Annotated in this window: 19 protein-coding genes; 11 read left to right on the forward strand and 8 right to left on the reverse strand. The window is 71.8% G+C overall.

The window, feature by feature from the left end:
* Together B9S57_RS11605 and B9S57_RS11610 are read right to left on the reverse strand one after the other, a co-directional pair.
* On the reverse strand, window positions 1–192 hold the full coding sequence (locus B9S57_RS11605; protein ID WP_103515467.1) for an AlpA family transcriptional regulator: 192 nt from the start codon (window positions 190–192) through the stop codon (window positions 1–3).
* Between the two features lie 165 nt (window positions 193–357).
* Window positions 358–1,284, reverse strand: a complete 927-nt coding sequence (locus B9S57_RS11610) for a sugar phosphate isomerase/epimerase (RefSeq protein WP_103515468.1) — start codon at window positions 1,282–1,284, stop codon at window positions 358–360.
* 168 nt (window positions 1,285–1,452) lie between these two features.
* On the opposite strand from B9S57_RS11610, the gene iolC reads away from it, so the two are divergent.
* The 8 genes from iolC (at window position 1,453) to B9S57_RS11650 (ending at window position 9,928) form a co-directional block, all read left to right on the forward strand.
* On the forward strand, window positions 1,453–2,565 hold the full coding sequence (gene iolC, locus B9S57_RS11615; protein WP_103515469.1) for a 5-dehydro-2-deoxygluconokinase: 1,113 nt from the start codon (window positions 1,453–1,455) through the stop codon (window positions 2,563–2,565).
* Window positions 2,562–3,452 (forward strand): deoxyribose-phosphate aldolase, encoded by an 891-nt coding sequence (locus tag B9S57_RS11620; protein ID WP_103515470.1) that lies wholly within the window; start codon window positions 2,562–2,564, stop codon window positions 3,450–3,452. Before iolC ends, B9S57_RS11620 begins: the two co-directional genes overlap by 4 nt.
* Before the next feature lie 29 nt (window positions 3,453–3,481).
* On the forward strand, window positions 3,482–4,366 hold the full coding sequence (gene iolB / locus B9S57_RS11625) for a 5-deoxy-glucuronate isomerase (protein ID WP_103515471.1): 885 nt from the start codon (window positions 3,482–3,484) through the stop codon (window positions 4,364–4,366).
* Complete coding sequence (gene iolD / locus B9S57_RS11630) at window positions 4,363–6,276, forward strand: 3D-(3,5/4)-trihydroxycyclohexane-1,2-dione acylhydrolase (decyclizing) (protein WP_103515472.1); 1,914 nt, start codon at window positions 4,363–4,365, stop codon at window positions 6,274–6,276. Before iolB ends, iolD begins: the two co-directional genes overlap by 4 nt.
* Before the next feature lie 14 nt (window positions 6,277–6,290).
* Entirely contained in the window at window positions 6,291–7,790 is a 1,500-nt protein-coding gene (locus tag B9S57_RS11635) for a CoA-acylating methylmalonate-semialdehyde dehydrogenase (RefSeq protein WP_103515473.1), read from the forward strand.
* Between the two features lie 279 nt (window positions 7,791–8,069).
* On the forward strand, window positions 8,070–9,014 hold the full coding sequence (locus B9S57_RS11640) for a DUF5829 family protein (protein WP_103515474.1): 945 nt from the start codon (window positions 8,070–8,072) through the stop codon (window positions 9,012–9,014).
* A 108-nt stretch (window positions 9,015–9,122) separates the two neighbouring features.
* Complete coding sequence (locus B9S57_RS11645; RefSeq protein WP_103515475.1) at window positions 9,123–9,719, forward strand: DUF4291 domain-containing protein; 597 nt, start codon at window positions 9,123–9,125, stop codon at window positions 9,717–9,719.
* Entirely contained in the window at window positions 9,716–9,928 is a 213-nt protein-coding gene (locus tag B9S57_RS11650; RefSeq protein ID WP_103515476.1) for a hypothetical protein, read from the forward strand. The genes B9S57_RS11645 and B9S57_RS11650 overlap by 4 nt, the downstream gene beginning before the upstream one ends.
* Before the next feature lie 21 nt (window positions 9,929–9,949).
* Here B9S57_RS11650 and B9S57_RS11655 read toward each other — a convergent pair whose 3' ends face one another.
* Complete coding sequence (locus B9S57_RS11655; RefSeq protein WP_103515477.1) at window positions 9,950–10,369, reverse strand: GNAT family N-acetyltransferase; 420 nt, start codon at window positions 10,367–10,369, stop codon at window positions 9,950–9,952.
* A 131-nt stretch (window positions 10,370–10,500) separates the two neighbouring features.
* On the opposite strand from B9S57_RS11655, the gene B9S57_RS11660 reads away from it, so the two are divergent.
* The 3 genes from B9S57_RS11660 (at window position 10,501) to B9S57_RS11670 (ending at window position 15,887) form a co-directional block, all read left to right on the forward strand.
* Window positions 10,501–13,272 carry an alpha/beta fold hydrolase gene (locus B9S57_RS11660; protein WP_103515478.1) on the forward strand — a complete coding sequence of 924 codons (2,772 nt, stop codon included), beginning with the start codon at window positions 10,501–10,503 and terminating at the stop codon, window positions 13,270–13,272.
* Complete coding sequence (locus tag B9S57_RS11665; protein ID WP_103515479.1) at window positions 13,269–14,159, forward strand: ABC transporter permease; 891 nt, start codon at window positions 13,269–13,271, stop codon at window positions 14,157–14,159. The genes B9S57_RS11660 and B9S57_RS11665 overlap by 4 nt, the downstream gene beginning before the upstream one ends.
* A 126-nt stretch (window positions 14,160–14,285) precedes the next feature.
* Window positions 14,286–15,887 carry a von Willebrand factor type A domain-containing protein gene (locus B9S57_RS11670; protein ID WP_103515480.1) on the forward strand — a complete coding sequence of 534 codons (1,602 nt, stop codon included), beginning with the start codon at window positions 14,286–14,288 and terminating at the stop codon, window positions 15,885–15,887.
* A gap of 78 nt (window positions 15,888–15,965) precedes the next feature.
* On the opposite strand, the gene B9S57_RS11675 is transcribed toward B9S57_RS11670, so the two are convergent.
* Genes B9S57_RS11675 through B9S57_RS11695 form a run of 5 tightly spaced genes read right to left on the reverse strand, consistent with a single transcriptional unit; the run spans window position 15,966 to window position 21,033 of the window.
* Window positions 15,966–16,280, reverse strand: a complete 315-nt coding sequence (locus B9S57_RS11675) for an L-rhamnose mutarotase (protein WP_103515481.1) — start codon at window positions 16,278–16,280, stop codon at window positions 15,966–15,968.
* Window positions 16,281–16,297: 17 nt separating this feature from the next.
* Window positions 16,298–17,383 (reverse strand): rhamnose ABC transporter substrate-binding protein, encoded by a 1,086-nt coding sequence (gene rhaS, locus B9S57_RS11680; protein WP_103515482.1) that lies wholly within the window; start codon window positions 17,381–17,383, stop codon window positions 16,298–16,300.
* Between the two features lie 41 nt (window positions 17,384–17,424).
* Window positions 17,425–18,477, reverse strand: coding sequence for an ABC transporter permease (locus B9S57_RS11685; RefSeq protein ID WP_103515483.1), 1,053 nt, complete (start codon window positions 18,475–18,477; stop codon window positions 17,425–17,427).
* Window positions 18,461–19,513, reverse strand: a complete 1,053-nt coding sequence (locus B9S57_RS11690) for an ABC transporter permease (RefSeq protein ID WP_103515484.1) — start codon at window positions 19,511–19,513, stop codon at window positions 18,461–18,463. Before B9S57_RS11690 ends, B9S57_RS11685 begins: the two co-directional genes overlap by 17 nt.
* Entirely contained in the window at window positions 19,510–21,033 is a 1,524-nt protein-coding gene (locus tag B9S57_RS11695) for a sugar ABC transporter ATP-binding protein (protein WP_103515485.1), read from the reverse strand. Before B9S57_RS11695 ends, B9S57_RS11690 begins: the two co-directional genes overlap by 4 nt.
* Window positions 21,034–21,108: the final 75 nt, after the last annotated feature.

Raw genomic sequence — 21,108 nt, forward strand, 5'->3', positions numbered from 1 at the left:
TCAACGGCCCCGGTTGCTGGGCCTGGACGCGATCCACGCGAGGACGGTGTCCACGTACCAGTGGGGCTTCCCGTTCCGGACGTCGTCAGGAGGGGGAAGGAGCCCGTGCTTGCGGTACGACCGGATCGTGTCCGGCTGCACGCCGATGTGCGCTGCAATGTCCTTGTACGACCAGAGTGTTCGGTCCGCCATGAATGACACCTCTCTGTACGTCCGTGCGCCTCTGTCCGGTGAACGAGAGGTCCCCGGGCCGGGCAGGGGGCGTCGCGAGCCCGTGACACAGACTCAGCGGAACGCGGACATACGTGACGGAGGGGTGACGGCTGGGGCGGAAGTGAGTCAGGGGATCGGGGAGGCTCAGGAGGATGGGCGCGCGGGTCCGCAGATGCGGAGGAACTCGCGGGTGCGGCGTGCGATGGGCAGCGGCTTGTCGGGCGGGCACGGATACATGTCCTGCTCCACGATGGCGAAGAGGTCGGTGCCCAGGGCGCGCGCGGCATCCAGTACGGGTTCCAGCGCGGGCACACCGCCCGGCGGCTCGCACATCACGCCGCGTGCGACGGCCGGACCGAACGGCACCTCGTTCTCCACGACATCGGCGAGCACCACCGGGTCGACCTGCTTGAGGTGCAGATAGCCGATCCGTTCCCCGTAGGTCCTGATGAGCTTCACACTGTCCCCGCCGCAGTACGCGTAGTGCCCGGTGTCGAGGCAGAGGGAGACGAGGTCCGGGTCGGTGGCGTCGAGAAAGCGGTCGACGTTCTCCTCGGTGTCGATGTGCGTGTCCGCGTGCGGGTGCACCACGATCCGGAGTCCGTACCGGTCCCGCACCTCGCGGGCCAGGCGCTCCGTCTGGGTGGTGAGATCGCGCCACTGGGCCGCGGTGAGCGTGCGGTCCTCCAGCATCTCGCCCGTCCTGTCGTCCCGCCAGAACGACGGGATGACCACTAGGTGCCCGGCGCCCATCGCCCGGGTGAGTGCCGCGATGTCCGCGACATGCTCCCATGTCCGGTCCCAGACGGAGGGGCCGTGGTGCAATCCGGTGAAGACGGTGCCCGCGGAGACGGCGAGGTTCCGTCGGGCGGTCTCGTCGGCGAGCCGGGCGGGGTCGGTCGGCAGATAGCCGTGGGGGCCGAGCTCGATCCACTCGTAGCCCGCCTCGGAGACCTCGTCGAGGAATCGCTCCCAGGGCACCTGCTGCGGATCGTCGGGGAACCACACGCCCCACGAATCGGGTGCCGAACCGATGCGGATGCGGGTCGGAGAAGGTACGGAGGAGGTCATATCGCCCACCCTCCAGCCCGTCAGAAGGAGTGTCAAGAGTTCGTCCGAATGTCCGGACAAAGTGTTGACAGGGTTTCGGGTGGGAGCTAGACCTGGGAGCGGCCGTCCGGCCGTGGCCGACCCCCGGGACGACGTGCCGGGCCGGAGCACCGGGTCGAAGGGATGCGTATGCCTGAGCCGTACGACGTGATCACCATGGGGCGTATCGGGGTGGACATCTACCCTCTGCAGACCGGTGTGCCGCTGGCCCAGGTCGAGACCTTCGGGAAGTTCCTCGGCGGCTCGCCGTCCAACGTGGCGGTGGCCGCCGCCCGGCTGGGACGGCGCACGGCTGTGATCACCCGGACCGGCAGGGACGGCTTCGGTGACTACCTCCACCAGGCGCTGGAGGAGTTCGGGGTGGACGACCGCTGGGTGAGCGCCGTCGCCGCGTACCCGACCCCGGTCACCTTCTGCGAGATCTTCCCGCCCGACCACTTCCCGCTCTACTTCTACAGGCAGCCCAAGGCCCCCGATCTGGAGATCCACGCCGAGGAACTCGACCTGGAAGCGGTGCGGGCCGCACGGGTCTTCTGGATGACCGGCACCGGACTCTGCGCCGAACCCAGCCGCACCGCGACCCTCACCGCTCTCCGGGCCCGCAGCGCTGCCGCGGCGTCGCACGACACCACCGACCCTGCACGCCCCACCGACCCTGCACGCGCCACCGACCCTGCACGCGCCACGAGCCCCTCGCGTACCTCCGGCCCCTCACGGACCTCCCGCACCACGGTCTTCGACCTCGACTGGCGCCCCATGTTCTGGGGCGAGGGAAGGGACGGGCACGAAGGGAACGAAGAGGCCGCCCGGGCCCACTACCGCGAGGCGCTCGCCCACGCCACGGTCGCCGTCGGCAACCTCGACGAGTGCGAGATCGCCACGGGGGAACGCGAACCGCACGCGGCCGCCCGCGCCCTCCTCGCCGCAGGCCCCGAACTCGCCGTCGTCAAACAGGGACCGGCGGGCGTCCTCGCCGCCCACAAGGACGGGAGCATCGCCGAGATCCCGCCCCTCCCCGTCGACGTCGTCAACGGGCTGGGCGCCGGGGACGCCTTCGGCGGCGCCCTCTGCCACGGGCTCCTGAACGGCTGGGACACGGAGTACGTCATGCGCTACGCCAACGCGGCCGGGGCCATCGTCGCCTCCCGCCTCGCCTGTTCGTCCGCGATGCCGTTCTCGCACGAGGTCGAACAGGCCCTCGCCGCAGGGGCGGTCGGCGCCTCAGCGGGAACCACCCCGTGACCCCGCCCGCGGCAGCCGGCGTCGCCGATCTCGTCCGGCTCCGCGCCCACCGCCCCGAGGCCGTCGCGGAGGCCGCCGCCCGCCGCCGCAGACGTCCCCTCGTGGGCCCCACCGGCCGCCTGATGATCATCGCGGCGGACCACCCGGCACGCGGCGCCCTCGCCGTCGGCGACGACGACCTGGCCATGGCCGACCGCTTCGACCTGCTGGAGCGCCTCTGCCTCGCCCTCGCCCGCCCCGGCGTCGACGGGGTCCTCGCCGGAGCCGACGTCCTGGAGGACCTGCTGCTCCTCGGCGCGCTGGAGGGCAAGGTCGTCCTCGGCTCCATGAACCGCGGTGGACTCGCGGGAGCCGCCTTCGAGCTGGACGACCGCTTCACCGGCCACCGCCCCGCCGACCTCGCCCGCCACGGCTACGACGCGGGCAAGCTCCTGCTGAGGATCGACCACGACGACCCGGGCTCCCTGGACACCCTGCACACCGCCGCGCGGGCGGTGGACGAGATGGCCGCGCTCCGGCTCCCGGTCTTCATCGAGCCGTTTCTCTGCCACCGCACCTCCGACGGGCTCCGCACCGACCTGGGCGCCGCCGCCGTCACCACCTCCATCGCCATCGCCTCCGGCCTGGGCGGCACATCCGCGTACACCTGGCTCAAGGTCCCCGTCACCGACCGTCCCGGCGACATGGAGCGGGTGATGCGCGCCTCCACCCTCCCCGCCGTCCTCCTCGGCGGCGAGGTCGGGGGAGACCCGGACGGGGCCTACGAGAAGTGGCGCGGCGCGCTGCGGCTGCCGACCGTCCAGGGCCTGGTGGTCGGGCGGTCGCTGCTCTACCCCGCCGACGGGGACGTGGCGGGCGCGGTCGACACGGCCGTGGGACTCCTGTGAACGGAGCGGAGGCGGGTAGGGATGGAGCCATGACGACGACCGACGAGCAGCCGAGGCACCACCTCCGGGCCGGCCACGCGTCACGTGGCCCCTACGCCCTCGACATCGACCCCGGACGGGCCGGGTGGGAGCGGTCGAGCCTGCGCGTCCTGGAGCTCGAACCGGGCGGAGTTCATACCCTGGTAACCGGAGAGAGCGAATGGATCATCCTGCCGTTGTCCGGTGGCTGTACGGTGCAGGCGGCAGGTGAGATCTTTGAACTGCTGGGCAGGAAGAACGTGTTCGGCGCAGTGACCGACTTCGCCTATGTCCCACGCGACGCACGCGCACAGATCGCCTCCGGCGCAGGAGGCCGCTTCGCCCTGGCAGGAGCGAAGTGCGAGCGACGACTCCCCGCTCGCTACGGCCCCGCGCCGGAGGTACCGGTCGAGCTCCGCGGCGCCGGCACCTGCTCCCGGCAGGTGAACAACTTCGCCGCCGCCGACACGTTCGAGTGTGACCGGCTCATCGCCGTCGAGGTCCTCACCCCCGGCGGGAACTGGTCCTCCTACCCGCCGCACAAGCACGACGAGCACCACCCCGGCACCGAGTCCGTCCTGGAGGAGATCTACTACTTCGAGGTCGAGGGCGACGGCCTCGGCTACCACCGGGTGTCACCCTCCCGCCCCGGCGGTACGGACGTCCTCGCCGAGGTCGCCACCGGCGACGCGGTCCTCATCCCCGACGGCTGGCACGGACCGTCCATCGCCCCGCCCGACCGCACCCTGTACTACCTGAACGTGATGGCGGGCCCCGGCGAGGAGCGCGAGTGGCTGATCCGCGACCATCCCGACCACCGCTGGATCCGCGACACCTGGCCCGGCCGGCCCGTCGACCCACGCCTCCCGCTCCCCGGCCCGGAGGGCGCCTCGTGACCACACCGCGCACCGCGCCCGCCCCCGCGCGGAAGACCCGCAGGCTCACCACCGCCCAGGCCCTGATCGCCTTCCTCGCCCGCCAGTACACCGAACGCGACGGCCGGCGCCACCGCCTGATCGACGCCACCTGGGGCATCTTCGGCCACGGCAACGTCGCCGGGATCGGGCAGGCGCTCGTCCAGGCCGGCCCCGCGATGCCCTACCTCCAGGGCCGCAGCGAACAGGCCATGGTGCACGCCGCCGTCGGTTACGCCCGTCAGTCCGGCCGGCTCTCCGCCCACGCCGTCACCACCTCCATCGGCCCCGGCGCCACCAACCTCGTCACCGGTGCCGCGCTCGCCACCGTGAACCACCTGCCCGTGCTGCTCCTCCCCGGCGACACCTTCGCGGCCCGCCCCGCCGACCCGGTCCTCCAGCAGGTCGAAGTGCCCCACGCGGGCGACGTTTCGGTCAACGACTGCCTGCGCCCCGTCTCCCGCTACTTCGACCGGATCACCCGACCCGAGGCCCTGATCCCGGCCGCTCTCCAGGCCATGCGCACCCTCGCCGACCCGGCGGCCACCGGGGCCGTCACCCTCGCCCTGCCGCAGGACGTCCAGGCCGAGGCGTACGACTGGCCGGCGGAGTTCTTCGCGACGCGCGTCTGGCACGTACGCAGGCCGGCCCCCGATCGTGACGAACTCGACCAGGCCGTCCGCGTGGTGCGCAGCGCACGCCGTCCCCTGATCGTCGCGGGCGGCGGTGTCCACCACAGCGGGGCCGAGGAGACCCTCGCCGCCTTCGCCGCAGCCACCCGCATCCCCGTCGCCTCCACCCAGGCCGGCAAGGGCTCGCTGCGCCATGACCACCCCGCCGACGTGGGCGGCATCGGCCACACCGGCACCGCCACGGCCGACGCGCTCGCCCGCGAGGCGGACCTGGTGATCGGGGTCGGCACCCGCTACACCGACTTCACGACGGCCTCCGGCACTCTCTTCGCCGACCCGGCCGTCCGCTTCCTCAACCTCAACATCACCGGCTTCGACGCCCACAAGCTCGCCGCCCTCCCCCTCGTCGCGGACGCCCGCACCGCACTCGAAGCGCTCGGCGAGGCCCTCCGCACACAGGGGCACCACGTCGACCCCGCCTACGAGAGCGCGTACACCGAGGCCAAGGAGAGCTGGGAGCGGCGCGTCGACGCCGCGTACGCCACCCCCGACCCGGACGCCCGCCCCACCCAGGCGCAGGTCCTCGGGCTGCTGGACGAGCAGGTCACCGACGAGGACATCGTGATCAACGCGGCGGGCTCCCTCCCCGGCGACCTCCACAAGCTGTGGCGCGCCCGCTCCCCGCGCCAGTACCACGTCGAGTACGGCTACTCCTGCATGGGATACGAGATCCCCGCCGCCCTCGGGGTCCAGCTCGCCGCACCGGACCGGCCGGTCTGGGCACTCGTCGGCGACGGCACCTATCTGATGAACCCCACCGAGATCGTCACCGCCGTCCAGGAGGGCCTGCCGATCAAGCTCGTCATCCTGCAGAACCACGGATACGCGTCCATCGGCGGTCTCTCCGAGTCCGTCGGGGCCGAGCGCCTCGGCACCGCCTACCGCCACCGCACCGAGGACGGGGCCTTCACGGGCGCCCCGCTTCCCGTCGACCTCGCGGCCAACGCCGCCTCGCTCGGCATGCACGTCCTGCGGGCCGGCACGGTGGGTGAGCTGCGCGGGGCCCTCGCCGAGGCCCGGGGCGCCGACCGCCCCACTTGTGTCTACGTCGAGACCGAAACGGCAGACACAGTGTCGGGCCCCCCTCCCGCACAGGCGTGGTGGGATGTTCCCGTAGCCGAAACCGCGACCCGCACGTCAGCGGTCGAGGCGAGGAAAGAGTACGACCGGCAGATCGCAGCCCGACGCCGCCACCTGTGAAGGAGACCCCGTCAATGAAGACCGTCAACCACTGGATCGGTGGCAAGACCGTCGAGGGCACGTCGGGCAACCACGGACCGGTCACCGACCCGGCCACCGGCGCCGTGACCACCCAGGTGGCACTCGCCTCCGTCGAGGAGGTCGACGCCGCGGTCTCCGCCGCGAGGACCGCGTACGAGACGTGGGGCACCTCCTCGCTCTCCGCCCGCACCGCCGTCCTCTTCCGCTACCGCGCCCTGCTCGACTCCCACCGTGACGAGATCGCCGCGCTGATCACCGCCGAGCACGGCAAGGTGCACTCCGACGCGCTGGGCGAGGTCGCCCGCGGCCTGGAGATCGTCGAGCTGGCCTGCGGCATCACCACCCAGCTCAAGGGTGAGCTGTCGACCGAGGTCTCCAGCCGGGTCGACGTCTCCTCGATCCGCCAGTCCCTCGGGGTCGTCGCCGGCATCACGCCGTTCAACTTCCCGGCCATGGTGCCGATGTGGATGTTCCCCCTCGCCATCGCGTGCGGGAACACCTTCGTCCTCAAGCCCAGCGAGAAGGACCCCTCGGCCGCCAACCTGCTGGCCGAACTGGCCTCCGAGGCGGGCCTCCCCGACGGCGTGCTGAACGTCCTGCACGGTGACAAGGTCGCCGTGGACGCGCTCCTCGCGCACCCCGACGTCGCGGCCGTCTCCTTCGTCGGCTCCACCCCCATCGCCCGCCACATCCACGCGACGGCCACCGCGAACGGCAAGCGCGTCCAGGCGCTCGGCGGCGCGAAGAACCACATGCTGGTCCTCCCGGACGCCGACCTGGACGCGGCGGCCGACGCCGCGGTCTCCGCCGCGTACGGCTCCGCAGGCGAGCGCTGCATGGCCATCTCCGCCGTCGTCGCGGTGCGTTCCGTCGCCGACGAACTGGTGGCGAAGATCCGCGAGCGCGCCGAGAAGATCAAGATCGGCCCCGGCAACGACCCCGCCTCCGAGATGGGCCCGCTGATCACCGCCGCCCACCGCGACAAGGTCGCCTCCTACGTCACCGGGGCGGCCGCGCAGGGCGCCGACGTCGTCCTGGACGGCACCGGCCACACGGTCGAGGGCTTCGAGGACGGCCACTGGATCGGCCTGTCCCTCCTGGACAACGTCTCCACCGACTCCGACGCCTACCGCGACGAGATCTTCGGCCCGGTCCTGTGCGTCCTGCGCGTCGAGACGTACGAGGACGGCGTCGCCCTGATGAACGCCTCGCCGTTCGGCAACGGCACCGCGATCTTCACGCGTGACGGCGGCGCCGCCCGCCGCTTCCAGCTGGAGATCGAGGCCGGCATGGTCGGCGTCAACGTCCCCATCCCGGTGCCGGTCGGCTACCACTCCTTCGGTGGCTGGAAGGACTCCCTCTTCGGCGACCACCACATCTACGGCAACGACGGTGTGCACTTCTACACGCGCGGCAAGGTCGTCACCACCCGCTGGCCCGACCCGGCCGACGCCCCGGCGGGCGTGGACCTCGGCTTCCCCCGCAACCACTGACCCGGCCCTTCCCCTCCCGCGGCCCCTGTCCTCTCGCGAGAGGACAGGGGCCGCGGGCGTCCGGGATGCTGGGATCGGGCCACCGCCACCGCCGGCCGGCGCCTCGTCCACCGGCTCGGCGTGGTCGCGGTCCTGGCCGAGGGGGCCAAGGCGCTGCGTCGCCTCGGTGTCCTCGCGGCGGCGCTCCGCCGCGCCGTCCGTAGCCGGCCCTGTGTCAAGTACTTCGGCCCCAGGCACAACGAACAGCAGCCGCGTCCTCACCGTCCTACGATTCCTCGCATGCTGATTCACCGGACATTGCGGACGATCATCGTGATCGCTCTGGCTTTCGCCGGAGCGATCGGGGGAGGTGCGGGGACCGCGGGGGCGGAGGGGAGGCCGTCCTCGCACGACCGGCAGTCGCTCTTCTTCAACCACTCCTACGGAGTCCTCGACCGGGAGACCGCCGACGCCATCGAACACTCCGACTACCTGCGGGAGTTCGCCAACTTCCAGGTCCGCACCACGACCGGCGCCGACGGACAGACCTGGACAGGCCGCTATCTGATGGGGCGCGAGACCTATCTGGAACTGTTCGGAGTCGGTGACCTGGCTGGCCAGGACGGCACCCTGGGCTCCGCCGGGCTGGGCCTGTCGACCGAACGCGCGGGAGACCTGTCGACGGTCACCGAGCGGCTGGAGGAGGAAGGTGTCGCCGACCCCGTCGAGTTCCTCCAGACCCGGGACTTCGGAGACGGCGTGCCCGTGCCGTGGTTCGACGCCGTCCTCACCACCACCGCGTACGACGCCTTCGGAGCCTGGGCGATGGAGTACCGGCCGGAGTACTTCGCCGATCCCCGCAGCAACACCGAGCCGGCGAGCAGCCCCGGTGACGTCGGCCGGGAGCGCTACCTCTCCGACGACTACCGCGACCACCTGATGCGGGACGTGACCTCCGTCCGCCTCGCGGTCACCGAGGGCGACCTGGCCGACACCGTTCCGCTGCTGCGGGCCGGCGGCTTCGCCGTCAGGACCGTGGCAGGTGGTGGCGTCGTCGCGGAGCGCGGCGGCATCACGATGCGGTTCGACGTCGTCCCGCGCGAACAGGCGGGGTTGCGGCGGGTCGGGATGTCACTCAACCGTCCCGTGACGGACCGGCACGTGGAGCGGCTCGGCCGGTCGGCTCTCACGGTCGGTCCTGGCAGCCGCGCCCTCTGGACGTTCGGCGCCAACGGCACCCCTTAGGCAGGGTGGGGCGCCCCCTGGAGGGGCGCACCCCCGAAGGGGCCTGCGAGAGAAACGGAACGGAAAACCCGTGGCCGGGCGCGCGGCACCCCCGTCATCCTGAGCTCCATGACCGCACCGCAACACGAGATACGCGCCCTGCACACGGACACCACCGTCACCGTCTACCAGGCGTACCGGCCGGCCATCGGGCTGCCCGCCGCACGGGACGGGCGTTTCCCGTCCGCCTGGAAGCGCGACCGGATGACGTGGATCAAGCCGAGCTTCCTGTGGATGATGTATCGCTGCGGATGGGGCACGAAGGAAGGCCAGGAGACCGTGCTGGCCGTGGAGATCACCCGCGAGGGCTTCGCCTGGGCCCTGGAGGGCGCCGAACTCTCGCACTACGTCAGGGGAGTGCACCCCGACCGGGCCACCTGGCAGCGTGACCTGCGCCGCAGCCCCACCCGCGTCCAGTGGGACCCTGAGCGCGACCTTCACCTGAACCCGCTGCCGTACCGCTCCCTCCAGCTCGGGCTGAGCGGCGAGGCGGCACGGCGGTACGCCGACGAGTGGACCGTGTCCCTCAGGGACGTCACTCCGCTCGCCCACGAGATCCACGGCCTCGTCAGGGCCGGGGACACGGAAGGCGCGGCCCGGCTGCTCCCGGCGGAGACCCCGCTCGCCGGCCTCGGGGCGCCCCTGCCCGTACCGGCGGGCCGGTGAGCGCCGGGTCCCGCCCGACGGCCCTGGTCACGGGGGCCGGACGGGCTGCGGGGATCGCGGCTTCCCTGGTGCTGGACCTGGCCCGGCACACACCCCTGGGGCGCCTCAAGATGCCCCAGGACTGCGCGCATCCGGTCACCTTCCTCGGCCCGGCGGAAGGCGGCTTGATCAACGGCCGGCTGCTGCAGTGCGACGGCGGTCTCGCCTAGGGCCGGAGCGGCGTCGGCTGTTCAGCGGCCGGTGGTGAACTCCCAGGTCAGCATGGCGAACACCCCGTCGTCCGCCGCGCCCGCCGAGCGGTAGGTGGCGAGCGCCGCCTCGTTGCCGCGGTCCACGCCCACCCACACGTCGTAGCAGCCGCGCGCCCGGGCCTCGGCGAGCAGACCCTCCGTCAGCGCACGCCCGACGCCCCGGCGGCGGTGCCGCTTGTCGACGGAGAGCTCGTACAGGCACATCTCCGTTCCCTTGTCCGGGTGGAGCATCTCGATGCCCGAGACGAAGCCCGCCGGGGCGCCGTCCACGTACGCGATCAGCATCAGATGGCCGCCCGCCGCCAGGAATCGGGCCGCCCACTCGGGGCGTGGCTCCGCGTCGTAGAGGTGGGCGGCGGCGAGTAGCTCGGCTGTGGTCGTGGCGGGGCGGATGTCCATGTACGGGCCTTTCGTGAGGCGGGTGTACCGCGTCCGGAGTACGGGGTGGTCATGACGTACCTCTCAGGGATGCGGGACACCTCACCCTGGCGGTATCCGGGAGCCGGGCGCGAGCCCCTTAGGGTCGAGTCATGGAGAAACCGACTTCCCGGTGGCGGCACCGGCTGCCCCGCACCCCAGGCCGGTGGGCCGCGGTCGTCGCCGCCCTCGCCGTGCTCGTGGGTGCCGGTACCTGGACCGCCGCCGCCGACGACAGCAAGCCGTCCGTGCACCGGCAGGACCGGATGATGAAGATGAACGGGGTGTCGGTCGACACCTCCTACTTCACCACCGGGGGCTCGGAACGCCGGCCGGCCGTCCTCATCGGCCACGGCTTCGGCGGCAGCAAGAACGACGTGCGTGCCCAGGCCGAGAAGCTGGCCGCCGACGGGTACGCCGTCATGACCTGGTCCGCCCGGGGCTTCGGGCGGACGACCGGGGAGATCACGCTCAACGCCCCCGACGCCGAGGTCAAGGACGTCTCCGGCCTCATCGACTGGCTGGCCGAGCGCCCCGAGGTGGAGCTCGACGCGAAGGGCGACCCGCGCGTCGGAGTCACCGGGGCCTCCTACGGCGGCGCGATCTCGCTGCTCGCCGCCGGGTACGACGACCGGGTCGACGCCATCGCCCCGGTGATCAGCTACTGGAACCTCGCCGACGCGCTCTTCCCGGACGGGGTGTTCAAGAAGCTCTGGGCCGGGATCTTCGTCAGCTCCGGCGGCGGCTGCGAGCGGTTCTCGAAGCAGCTCTGCGAGATGTACGAGCGGGTCGCGGTCAGCGGCAAGCCGGACGCCGCCGCGCGGAAACTCCTGACGGAACGTTCCCCCGAGGCCGTGGCCGACCGCATCGACGCACCCGCACTGATCGTCCAGGGACAGAGCGACTCGCTCTTCCCGCTGAGCAACTCCGACGCCATGGCCAAGGCCGTCAAGGCCAACGGCGCTCCCGTCTCCGTCGACTGGATCGCCGGCGGCCACGACGGCGGTGACGACGAGGGCGACCGTGTCCAGGGCCGGGTCGGCGACTGGTTCGACCGGTATCTGAAGGAGGACAGGGGCGCCGACACCGGGCCGGGATTCCGTGTGACCCGGACCGGAGGCGTCGACTCCACCGACGGTGCCGCCCTGAAGCGCGGCGCGAGCAGCGCCACCTACCCCGGGCTCACCAGCGGCAGCCGGAAGATCGCCCTGACGGGCGCCGGTCAGCAGTCCGGTGCGGGGCAGCCCGGCATGACACCCGGCGGGCAGGACTCCTCCCAGGAGGCCCCCACGACCGGCGGACAGGGCGGCGGGGGCCGGAGCGCACCCGCCGACGGCCTGACGCAGACCTTCCGCAACCCCGCCGGGGCCAACCCGCCCTCCGTCTCCGCCGTCCCCGGCATCGGGGGCGGGCTCTCCCAGCTGTCCTCGCTCGGAGTCGGGCTCTCCCTCGACTTCCCCGGGCAGTACGCGCGCTTCGAATCGGCCCCGCTGAAGAACACCGTCCGCGTCACCGGATCACCCACGGTCCGCGTGAGCGTGAAGGCCGACCAGGGCGACGCGGTGCTGTTCGGCAAGGTCTACGACGTGTCGCCGGACGGGAAGCAGCAGGTGCTGCCCTCCCAGCTCGTCTCCCCCTACCGGATCACACCCGAGGAGCAGGGCAGGCCCGTCGAGCTGGCCCTGCCCGCCGTCGACCACGAGGTCGAGGCCGGGCACCGGCTCCGCCTCGTGCTCTCCGCCACCGACCTCGCCTACGCGTCGCCGGCCGAACCCGCGACGTACACCGTCTCCCTCGACGGGCCGCTGAGCGTGCCCACCGCGCCCGACGTGAAGACCGCGGCCGCCACGCTTCCCTGGTGGACCTGGGGCCTCCCCGCCGCCGCGCTCGTCATCGCCGCCGCGCTCCTGCTCACCGCGCGCCGGCGCACCGCGACACCCGTCCCCGACCCGGCCCTGACCGAGGTGCCGCTGCAGATCACGGACCTGTCCAAGAAGTACGCGAAGTCCGCCGACCGGTACGCCGTGCGGGACCTCGGATTCCGCGTCGAGAAGGGGCAGGTCCTCGGACTCCTCGGACCGAACGGCGCGGGCAAGACCACCACCCTGCGCATGCTCATGGGGCTCATCACCCCCGACGCCGGTGAGATCCGCGTCTTCGGGCACGCGATCCGCCCCGGGGCACCCGTGCTGTCCCGCGTGGGGTCCTTCGTCGAGGGCGCCGGCTTCCTCCCGCACCTGTCGGGCCGCTCCAACCTGGAGCTGTACTGGCAGGCCACCGGGCGCCCCGCCGGGGACGCCCACATCGACGAGGCCCTGGAGATCGCCGGACTCGGCGATGCCCTCGCCCGCGCCGTGCGCACCTACTCCCAGGGCATGCGTCAGCGCCTCGCCATCGCCCAGGCCATGCTCGGCATGCCGGACCTCCTCATCCTCGACGAACCGACCAACGGGCTGGACCCGCCCCAGATCCGCGAGATGCGCGACGTGATGATCCGCTACGCGGCCGGCGGCCGGACCGTGATCGTCTCCAGCCACCTCCTCTCCGAGGTCGAACAGTCCTGCACCCACCTCGTGGTCATGGACCGCGGGCAGCTCGTCCAGGCCGGCCCCGTCGGCGAGATCACCGGCTCCGGCGACATGCTGCTCGTCACCACCGCCGGCGAGGTCGCCGAACCGGTCGTGGAGAAGGTGGCCGCGCTCCCGGGCATCGGCTCCGCCGTCCGCACGGACGACGGCCACGGCCTGCTGGTCCGCCTCGACGGTGCCACCGCCGCCCAGCTGGTCTCCGAACTGGTGCGCCTCGACGTGCCGGTGACGGGCGTCGGGCCGCACCGCCGCCTGGAGGACGCCTTCCTCACCCTCATCTCCCAAGGATCCGCATGAGCTCCTCGACAGAGATCCAGGCCCTCGCCGAAGCCCCCGGATACCAGGCCCGCCGCACCCTGCCGCTCCGCGTGGAGGCGATGAGGCAGCTGCGCAGGAGGCGCACCCTCCTGATGGGCGGGGTGCTGGCGGCCCTGCCCTTCATCCTGATCATCGCCTTCGCCGTGGGCGGCACCCCCGGCGGCGGTGAAGGGGGTGGCGGCGGAGGCGGTTCGCGGATCAACCTCATGGACGTGGCGACGGAGTCGGCGGCCAACTTCGCGGCGACCTGCCTGTTCGTCTCCGCCGGCTTCCTGCTCGTGGTGCCGGTGGCGCTGTTCTGCGGTGACACCGTGGCCTCCGAGGCGAGCTGGTCCTCGCTGCGCTACCTGCTCGCGGCCCCGGTGCCCCGGTCCAGGCTGCTGTGGAGCAAGCTCGTCGTGGCGCTCGGGTTCAGCCTCGCCGCGATGGTGCTCCTGCCGCTCGTCGCTCTGGGCGCGGGAGCCGCCGCGTACGGCTGGGGGCCGCTGAAGCTGCCCACCGGGGGTGCGCTCGCCACGTCCGACACCGTGCCGCGCCTCGCTCTCGTCGTCGCCTTCGTCTTCGTCTCCCAGCTCGTCACCGCCGGACTGGCGTTCTGGCTGTCGACGAAGACGGACGCACCGCTGGGCGCGGTGGGCGGCGCGGTCGGGCTCACCATCGTCGGCAACGTCCTGGACGCGGTCACCGCGCTCGGGAGCTGGCGTGAATTCCTCCCTGCGCACTGGCAGTTCGCCTGGGCCGACGCCCTCCAGCCCGATCTCGAATGGGGAGGGATGGCCAAGGGCGCGGCCGTATCGGTGGCCTATGCCCTGATCCTGTTCGCTCTGGCATTCCGGGGGTTCAGTCGTAAGGACATCGTGTCCTGACCTTGACGTTCCGCCACGTCAGCGCCCCTCGTTGCACCATCGAGACGCTTCCGCAACGCTTCTGACGACTCCGCCCGGCCCCCTCACACGTCACATTCACAGATGTCGACGACGTGGGGGGTACGAATGGAACGCAGGACGAGGACCTATCGGGGCGCGCTGGCTCTGCTGCTGGGCGGTGTCCTGATCACGGGATGCGCCGCGTCGGGTGACGGCTCCGCGACATCGGCCGACCGCAGCACCGGCAAGGGCGGGCCGGCCGGGGGCAGGCAGCCCGCCCCCGGCGCCCCGTCCGCCGCACCCGGCCAGCGGGAGGGCCGGGGAAGCGAGGCGGAGCAGGGCACGGCCCGGGAGGACGTGGCGCCGGACTACCTGTCGACCTTCGCGCTCGACGTGGACACCGCCAGTTACGGATACGCCCGCCGCACCCTGGGCGACGGGCGGCTGCCCGCGGCCGACACGGTGCGCCCGGAGGAGTTCGTCAACAGCTTCCGCCAGGGCTACGAGCAGCCCGAGGGCAACGGCTTCTCCGTGAACGTCGACGGCGCCCGGCCCGGCGCGGGGGCAGCAGCCGACTGGTCACTCGTACGCGTCGGACTCGCCACCAGAACGGCCTCCGACACCGGTGAACGCCCTCCCGCCGCACTCACCTTCGTCGTCGACACCTCCGGATCGATGGCCGAACCCGGCCGCCTCGACCTGGCGAAGACCTCGCTCACCATCCTCGCCGACGAGCTGCGCGACGACGACTCCGTCTCCCTGGTGACCTTCAGCGGCCAGGCCGAGACCCGGCTGCCGATGACCCGTCTCCAGGGCAACCGCACCAAGATCAGGGACGCCATCGAGGAGATGGAACCCGCCGACTCCACCCATGTGGCGGCCGGCGTCGAGGTGGGCTACCGCGAAGCGGTCAAGGGCCACCGCGAGGGCGCCACCAACCGTGTCGTCCTGCTCTCCGACGCTCTCGCCAACACCGGTGAGACGGACGCCGACGCGATCCTGGAACGCATCGGTGACGCCCGCGAGGAGTACGGCATCACCCTGTTCGGCGTCGGGGTCGGCAGCGACTACGGCGACGCGCTGATGGAACGCCTCACCGACAAGGGCGACGGCAACACCACCTACATCGCCGACGAGGCCCAGGCGAGGAAGGTCTTCGTCGACCAGTTGCCCGCCCACGTCGAACTGCGCGCCCGGGACGCCAAGGCCCAGGTGGAGTTCGACCGCAAGACGGTCAAGCAGTTCCGGCTGATCGGCTACGAGGACCGCAAGGTCGCCGACGAGGACTTCCGCGATGACAGCGTCGACGGCGGCGAGGTCGGCCCCGGTCACACGGTGACCGCGCTCTACGCCGTGCGGCTCCGCGAGGGCGCCTCCGGACACGTGGCGACGGCGACGGTGCGCTGGCTGGACCCGAAGACGCGGAAGGCCCACGAGGAGACCGGGTCCGTGGAGACGGGCGCGATCGGCGGGAAGCTCTGGGACGGCGCCGGTGCGCGGCTCCAGGTGACGGCCGTGGCCGCGTACTTCGCGGACACTCTGCGCGGCGGCGACCTCCCTGGCACCCCCGCGCTCGGCACCCTCGCCTCCCGGGCACGGAAGCTGGCGGCCTCCACCGAGGACAGCTCGGTGGCGAAGCTCGCGACGGCCATCGAACAGGCCGACCGGATCAGGAACGGAGCCGGCGACGAACCGCCGGGCGACGGGGGCGAGGGTGAGCTCGGCTGAGACGGCCGACGGGCCCGGCAGCGGATCGTTCCGCCGCCGGGCCCGTTCTGTTCCCGCCACGTCCTCCCGGGCACCCGCTCAGGCCAGGTGGAACACCTCGGTCAGCGGGACCATCGCCTCGTCGGCGGCCTCCGACCGCTCGAAGAACTCGCCCATCTCCCGCTGCCACCGGGCGTTGACGTCCGTCGCCGCCATCGCCTCCCGGGCCGCGTCGAAGTCCTCCGTCTCCAGATAGCCGACCAGCAGGCCGTCCTCGCGCAGGAACAGCGAGTAGTTGTGCCAGCCCGCCTCCGACAGCGCGGCCAGCATGTCCGGCCACACGGCGGCATGGCGCTCGCGGTACTCGTCCTTGCGGTCCTCACGGACCTTCAGCAGAAAGCAGACGCGCTGCACGGAGCGGGTCCCCCTGATCAGAAGTCGAAGGTGTCGATGTTCTTGGAGTCGAAGACCGTCGGCTCGCCGAGGATGACCTCGCCGTCCTTGCCGATCGTGTACTCGCCGAGCTTGCCCGCCTCGAACTTCTCGCCCTCCGCGCCCGTGATCTGCCCCGACGCCAGCGCGGCGGCCGCGTACGACCCGAGGTAGCCCAGCTCCTGCGGGTTCCAGAGCGAGAACTGCTCGACGGTGCCGTCCTTGACGTACTTGCGCATCTGGTTCGGCGTGCCCAGCCCGTTGAGCACGACCTTGCCCTTGTACGAGGAGTCGCTCAGGTAGCGCGCCGCCGCGGCGATGCCGACCGTCGTGGGGGAGATGATGCCCTTGAGGTCGGGATAGGCCTGCATGAGGCCCTGCGTCTGCTGGAAGGACTTCTGGTCCGCGTCGTCGCCGTAGGCGACCTTGACCAGCTGCATGTCCTTGTACTCGGGGAGCTTCAGCTCCTCCTTCATGTACTCGATCCAGGTGTTCTGGTTCGTCGCGTTCTGGGTGGCCGACAGGATCGCGACCTTGCCCTTGTAGCCGATCTGCTCGCCGAGGTGCTGGACCAGGCTGCGGCCGATCTCCTCGGAGCTCGCCTGGTTGATGAAGAGCTGGCGGCAGTCCTTCGCCGTGTCCGAGTCGTAGGCGACGACCTTGATGTCCTTCTTCATCGCCTGCTTGAGCGGGCCGCACACCGCGTTCGGGTCGTTCGCCGCGATGAGGATGGCGTCCTGGCGCTGCTGGATCAGGGTGTTGATGTAGGAGACCTGCGAGGAGGCGTTCGCGTCGGACGGGCCGACCTCCTTGCCCGTGCCGCCGTACTCCTTCGCCGCCGCTATACCCGCCTCGTCGACGATCTTCTCGTACGGGTTGTTGATCTGCTTGGGCAGGAAGCCGAGCTTCAGCCCCTTCTTCAGCGGCGCGTCCGGGTCGGCCTTCGCGGAGCTGCCGGCCTTCGCGCCGCCGCTCTCCGCGCTGTCCTTCGTGGTGCCGGAACAGGCGGTGAGGGCCAGGGCGAGGGAGACGGCGGTGGCTGCGGTCGCGACGGCGCGGCGCCCAGCGGCATTGCGGAGCATCATGGCGGCGTGTGCCTTTCGGGGAAGGGGAGGTGGGACGGGGACTACTGCTGGGATGCGGGGGTGTTCGCGGCCCGCCTGTGCCGTCGTTCGACGACGGTGGCGATGACCCGCGGGGTCAGGACGGACGCCACGAGCAGCAGCCCGGTCACGATGACCTGCACCTCGTTGGCGATGTCGTTGAGCGTGAGCAGGTTCTTCAGCAGACCGATCAGCAGGACACCGGCGACCGCGCCGAAGAGCGTGCCCTTCCCGCCGTCGAAGTCGATGCCGCCGAGCAGGACGGAGGCGATGACGAGCATCTCGAAGCCGAGTCCGTTGTCCGCGCGGGCACTTCCGTACCTGAGGGTGAAGACGATGCCGGCGAAGGCGGAGAACAGCCCGGTCACGACGAAGAGCAGCAGCTTGATCCGCTTGACCCGGATGCCCGCGAAGTAGGCGGCCTCCTCCTGGGCGCCGATCGCGAAGAGGGAACGGCCGAACCCGGTGGCGTGCAGCACCACCGCGGTGACGGCGGCCAGGACGACGAAGAGCAGCACCGGATAGGTGAGGAAGGTCCCGGGGACGGTCGTGGTGTCGACGGCCCAGTCCGCGTACACCCGGGGAAAGTCCGTCACCGCGTCGCTGCCGAGCGCCACCGAGGCCAGGCCACGGTAGAGCGCCAGGGTGCCGATCGTCACGGCCAGGGAAGGCAGACCCACCCTGGTGACCAGCCAGCCGTTGAGGAGACCGCCCGCGACGCCCACCAGGAGCACCACCGGCACGATCGACTCGAAGGCCCACCCGGCCTCCCACAGCGCGCCCGTCAGGGCGCTGCCCAGGCCCAGCATGGAGGCCACCGACAGGTCGACCTGCCCGGCGACGACCAGAAGCGTCATCGGCAGGGCGATGAGGGCGACCTCGGCGATGTCGTTGAAGGCGAACGCGAGGTTCTCGGTCGAGCCGAAACCCTCCGTGCTGCCCAGCCCGACGACGAGGACCGCCACCAGCAGCACACCGACCGCCGTGTCCCAGCGCAGCGCCAGACTGCGCACCGGAGAGGCGTTCTTGGCGGCCCGCGGGGAGGAGGCCGGTTTCGTGTCAGGCGCCGTGGTCATGACGGGCGTTCCTCTTCCTCAGTGCGGCGGTCATCCGCAGGTTCACGATCCGGTCGACGCTGATGGCCAGCAGCAGGAGGGCACCGGTGATCGCGCCCTGCCAGAAGGAGTCCACCTTCAGCACGACCAGGACGCTGCCGATGGTGGTGAGCAGCAGGGCGCCGAGCGCGGCGCCCCAGACCGTGCCCGTGCCGCCGGTGATCGCGACGCCGCCCACGACGACGGCGCTGACGACGGTCAGCTCCCAGCCGTGCGCGTTGTCCGCGACGACCGTGCCGAAGCGGGCCAGCCACAGCGCACCGGCGAAGCCCGCCACGGCCCCGGAGAAGGCGTACGCGGCGAGCACCCGGCGGCGGATCGGGATACCGGCGAGCCGGGCCGCCTCGGGGCTCGACCCGATGGCGTAGAGCTCACGTCCCGAGCGGTAGCCGCGCAGGAAGTAGGCGGTCGCCGCGAGCAGGACGACGGCGATGAGCGGCAGGTACGGGATGCCGAGCAGGCTGCCGCTGCCGAGCCCCAGGACGGCGTCCGGCACGTCGGATGCGCTGATCTGCTCGCCCTTGGCCCACCAGTAGTCGACGCCCTGGATGACGTAGAGCATGCCCAGCGTGACGACGAGCGCGGGGACCCTGGCGAAGCTGACGAGCGCGCCCGATACCAGCCCGCAGACGACGCCGATGGCGATGCCGAGCAGCATCACCGTCAGCACACCGTGGTCGCTCCCCGCGACGAACCTGCCGCAGGCGAAGGCGGAGAGACCGACGACGGAGCCGACGGACAGGTCGATGTTGCGCGTGATCACGACGGCGGACTGGCCGACCGCGAGCAGCACCAGGATCGACGCGTTGAGCAGCAGGTCCTTGATGCCCTGGTCGGACAGGAAGCGCGGGTTGGCGAGGTAGGTGCCGAGGATCAGCAGGACCAGCGCCCCGGCGATGGAGATCTCGCGCGCCCGGAAGACCGCGTCCATGAGCGAGGAGGCGCTGCGCTCCGGAGCCTTCGCGGCGCCCGGGGGGCTCTCGATGGTGGTGGTCATGCCGCTGCCCTCTCGTCGCGTCCGGTGGCCGCGGCCATGACCGACTCCTCGGTGGCGCTCTCGCGGGGGATCTCGGCGACGAGCCGGCCCTCGTGCATCACGAGGACCCGGTCGGCCATGCCGATGACCTCGGGGAGGTCGGAGGAGATCATCAGGACGGCGAGGCCGTCCGCCGCGAGCGAGGAGAGCAGTCGGTGGACCTCCGCCTTGGTGCCGACGTCGATCCCGCGGGTCGGCTCGTCGACGATCAGGACGGCGGGGTCCGTCGCCAGCCACTTGGCCAGGACGACCTTCTGCTGGTTGCCGCCGGACAGCACGCCCACGGTGTCGGCCAGCCGGTTGTACTTCAGCTGGAGGCGCACCGCCCAGTCGGCGGCCCGGTCGTGTTCCAGCGCCCGGCTGACGAGCCCGCGCTTGCGGACCTCGCCCAGGCCGGTGAGGCCGATGTTGCGCTCGATCGACATATCCATGACCAGCCCCCGCTGGCGCCGGTCCTCGGGTACGAGCGCCAGCCCGGCGTCCATCGCGGCGGTCGGCGAACCAGGGCGCAGGACCGTGCCCGCGACCTTCACCTCGCCCGCGTCGGCGCGGTCGACGCCGAAGACCGCCTGGGCGACCTCGGTGCGCCCGGCACCGACGAGCCCGGCGAGCGCGACGATCTCGCCGCGGCGGACGTCGAAGGAGACGTCGCGGAAGACGCCCTCGCGGGTCAGTCGGCGCACCGACAGGGCGACCTCGCCGACCTCGGCGACCTGCTTGGGGTAGAGGGCGTCGAGATCACGGCCGACCATCCTGCGCACCAGGTCGTCCTCGGTGAGCCCCTCCAGCGGCTCGGAGGAGATCCACCGGCCGTCGCGCAGGGTCGTGACGCGCTGGCACAGCTCGAAGATCTCCCCCAGGCGGTGCGAGATGAACAGCACCGCCGCGCCCTCGGCCCGCAACGCCCGGACGACGGAGAAGAGCCGGGCGGTCTCGCTGCCGGTCAGGGCGGCGGTCGGCTCGTCCATGATCAGGACGCGGGCGTCGAAGGAGAGCGCCTTCGCGATCTCGACGATCTGCTGGTCGGCGATCGACAGTCCGCGGGCGGGCCGGTCCGGCGCCAGATCGACCCCGAGCCTGCGCATCAGCGTGGCCGTGGTCTCGTGCACGGCCCTGCGGTCGATCCGGCCCAGGGACCGCCGGGGCTGACGGCCCATGAAGATGTTCTCGGCGATGGACAGGTCGGGGAAGAGCGTCGGCTCCTGGTAGATGACGGCGATGCCGGCGTCGCGCGCGTCCGCCGGGCCGTGGAAGACGACGGGTCGGCCGTCGAGGAGTACCTCGCCGCTGTCCGGGCGGTGCACTCCTGCGAGGGCCTTGATCAGAGTCGACTTGCCGGCGCCGTTCTCACCGGCGAGTGCGTGGGCCTCGCCGGGGAACAGCTGCAGGGACACGTCCTGCAGGGCCCGTACGGCACCGAAGGACTTGCTCACGCCCTTCAGGGCCAGGACCGGGGCCGGGTCCGGGGCGGACTGCTTCATGGGAGCTCCTCAGCGGTGGGACTGCCGCTCCACTCGCCGTGAAAGGTTTCAATGAGGTTGCTCGGAAGCTAAACG

The organism is Streptomyces sp. SM10 (assembly GCF_002910915.1).
GTDB lineage: Bacteria > Actinomycetota > Actinomycetes > Streptomycetales > Streptomycetaceae > Streptomyces.